The 2,893-nt window shown below is 70.9% G+C and carries 4 protein-coding genes; all 4 read right to left on the bottom strand.

Annotation, left to right across the window (positions count from 1 at the left end; genetic code table 11):
• Nucleotides 1-902: type I-E CRISPR-associated endonuclease Cas1e (gene cas1e / locus AC01Y6_RS08845; protein WP_476671165.1), on the bottom strand; the 902-nt coding region annotated here is incomplete at its 3' end.
• Between the two features lie 8 nt (nt 903-910).
• On the bottom strand, nt 911-1,573 hold the full coding sequence (gene cas6e / locus AC01Y6_RS08840) for a type I-E CRISPR-associated protein Cas6/Cse3/CasE (RefSeq protein ID WP_428715912.1): 663 nt from the start codon (nt 1,571-1,573) through the stop codon (nt 911-913).
• Complete coding sequence (gene cas5e, locus AC01Y6_RS08835) at nt 1,563-2,234, bottom strand: type I-E CRISPR-associated protein Cas5/CasD (protein WP_476671163.1); 672 nt, start codon at nt 2,232-2,234, stop codon at nt 1,563-1,565. The genes cas6e and cas5e overlap by 11 nt, the downstream gene beginning before the upstream one ends.
• A gap of 1 nt (nt 2,235) precedes the next feature.
• On the bottom strand, nt 2,236-2,893 hold a 658-nt coding region (cas7e, locus tag AC01Y6_RS08830; protein ID WP_476671162.1), incomplete at its 5' end, for a type I-E CRISPR-associated protein Cas7/Cse4/CasC.

The following is a 2,893-nucleotide window of genomic DNA, read 5'->3' as shown; positions in this document are numbered from 1 at the left end:
AGGTCCCAAAGGCCCCCAGGACGGGTGGGGTCCTCTTCCACCGGGTCCTCTTCCTCGGGGAGGCCCAGGCCCCGGAAGAGGTTAAGAAGGTCTTCCGCCATCCGCTCCAAAAGCCTCCCCTCCTGGATGGCCTCCCGCAGGGCCCGGCGCACCCTCCGCTCCACCCCCTCCTCGGACTCCGCCACGGTACGGAAAGCGGCGGGCACCAAGTAGTCCGCCTTGTAGAGGTCGGCGATGTCGTAGACGAAGGAGAGAAGCTTCCCCGTGTGGATGAAGCCCAGGGCGGGGCTAAAGCCTAAGGAGACGATGGCGGCGTGGGCCAAGCCGTAGAGGTAGCTCGCCCCAGCGGAGAGGGCCCGGTTCACCGGGTCCGCCGCCCGCCAGTCGCCCCGGTCGTAGCTCCGACCGTACCAGGGCACGCCCGTCTCCCGGCTCCAGCGGGCGTAAGTCTCCCGCACCCGCACCCCCTCGAGGCCCCGCACCTGCTCCAGGGTCAGGCCCTCGGGCAGGGGCTCGGGGAAGCGCATGCGGTAAAGCCGCATCACCACCTGGAGGTGCAGGTCCGGGTCGGCCCAGGCCCGGGCCTGGCGGTAGAGGCGGGCGGCGCTCCGGGTGTCGCCCAGGCCCTGGGCGTAGAAGCGGGCCACCCCCTCCCCCACCCAGGCCACGGTGCACCCGTTTTCCGCGAGGAGGCGGATGGCGGCGTGGGTGATGCGGGTGCCGGGGCCCAGGAAGAGGACCCCAAGCCCCGCCACCGGGGCCAGGGTGAGGCCCTCTTGGTCGTAGATGCCGATGCCCCCCGCCTCCCGCTCCACCACGGCGTGCTCCACGTAGAGGTAGGAGAGGCCATCCCGGAACTTGGGAAGCTCCTTGAGGTTCCTGGCGCTGGGGACGGGGGGCATGGGCCCTCCTAGGGAGCGAGGGAAAGGAGGCCGAGGCCTAAGGCCTTGCCGGGGCCTATGCCCCGCTCCAGGGTGGCCCGCGCCTTCTTTGGGTCCACCACCTCGAGGCGCCCCTCAAAGAGCACCGCCTGCACCTGCACGAGCCTCCCTTCGCCCTCCTCTCGGTGTTCGCCTGACGGCGAAGCAACCCCTTTCCTGCGGCGGACCTCCAGAAAGGTGTCCTGGAGGATGCGGACCAGGGGCCCCTCCTCTCCCTCAAGAAGCCGGAAACCCCCTTCCATAAGCCGCCTTTCCAGCCAGGCGATTTTCTCCAGCGGGGTCTTCAGGGCCACCCGCTTCCCCGTGGCCGCGAGGCGCTTGGCGGGGTTCGCCCGGAGGCGGAAGCGGAGGCGCTGTCCAGGGCGGAGGGCAGGCTCAAAGGGCTTCGGGGGGAAGACCTCGGCGTACCCCTCCTCCAGCACGCCCCAGTCGGGCTCGGTGAGGGTCTGCACCAGGACCACGGGGGGCTCCAGGCCCCGGGCGGGCTCGAGGCGCCAGAGAAGCCGCTCCCGCCCTTCCCCAAGGGCCTCGGACACCGCCTTGGAGAGGGTGCGGTGCATCTCGTAGGGGTTCGCCAGGTCCCGGCGGGCGGCCCGGGAAGCGGGGTTGAGCACGAGCTTGCTAACCCACATGGGCCACCTCCCACCTAGGGGGGCCTTCCGGCACCGCTTCTTTGGGAAGCACCTCCTCCCGCACGTAGCGGGCGGCGAAGCGCCGCTCGCTGAAGGGCCCCGCGGGCTGGTCGTAGACCAGGCGGCCCTCCTCGGCCTCCAGCGCCAGGAGGAGGTCCCCCTGAGGCCTTCCCCTCCCCAGGTAGGGATAGGCCTTGAGGGCCTCCGCCAGGGGGGCCTCGAGGAGGCCGTCGGGCAGGTAGGGCGGGGGGCTTGGCACGTAGCCCTTGCGGCCCAGGTAGAGGGGGAAGCGGGGGTTCTTCAGGGCGTCGTGGAGCTCGCCAAGGAGCCCCCCGTCCCCCTCGAGGCCCACCAGGAAGGCGGCGTCGGAGAGGAAGTAGCGCCAGCTCTGCACGTCCCGCTTGGCCTTGAGGTCGGCGGCGAGGACGCCCTGGGCGGTCTGGTAGTCCACCTTGAGCACCCCCTTCCGGTCCACCCGCACCCCCATGCGGAGGGCGGCCAGGTCGGAGACGTCCTCCCTGCGGTCCCGGCCCAAGGCGGCGGCCAGGAGGCCCGCTACCCCGCTTTTCGTGGGGTAGGGCCAGGTGTCCCGACGGTCAAAACGGCTCCGCGTGCCCCAGGACTGCAGGGGGCCTTGGAGCCTGAGGAGGAGGGTGGGCACGCTACACCCCCAAAAGCGCCCTCACGGCCTCCCTCGCCTTCTCCTTGAGGGCCTTCAGGTCCTCCAGCCTCGGAACCCCGTCCCCTTCCGCTTCCGTGAGGTCCAGGGCGCCCTTCCACTCAGGCTCAAGGGGCCCGTAGACCCGGTCAAACTTGGCCCACTCCTTAAGGAGGGCCTGGGCGGAGAGGCGGGAAAGGGGCTGGTCCTCCTTGGGCCGCAGGGGGGCCTCAAAGGCCGTGGCCAGGTTCCGGGGCATCCCCTCCCCGGCCCGGAAGGCCACGAAGAGGGGCGGGTTGTGGGCGGCGAAGCTGTTCTGCTTGCCCGAGGGCAGGGTGAGGGCGAAGGCCTCGAGGAAGGCCAGGGCCCCCTTGAGGGCGAGCTCCTTGTCCCCTTGGAGGTTTTCCACGAGCTTGTCCAGGTCCACCACGGCGTAGCGGTAGAGGGTGGCGGAGTAAAACTCCACGTCCCCCATCATCCCGGCCCCCGTTTCCTCCTTGGGGTTGAGGTCGTCCACGGCGGTGTAGAAGTCAAACTCCCGGTCCACCTTGTGGGTGCTTAGGGCGTGGGCCACCTGGGCCGCGGCGTCCACCCCGAGCTCGGGCCGGTCGGCGAGCATCCGGCCGAAGAGGGCCAGGTCCACGGCCTTGCCGCCGTCCAGG

This window comes from Thermus sp. (assembly GCF_056332225.1).
The sequence above is the reverse complement of the archived record's forward strand: the minus strand, read 5'-3'. Positions and strand labels throughout refer to the sequence as shown.

What these genes read in the sequence shown, in the direction of transcription:
- cas6e (WP_428715912.1), bottom strand. Translation starts at nt 1,573, where the DNA reads ATGTGGGTTAGCAAGCTCGTGCTCAACCCCGCTTCCCGGGCCGCCCGC.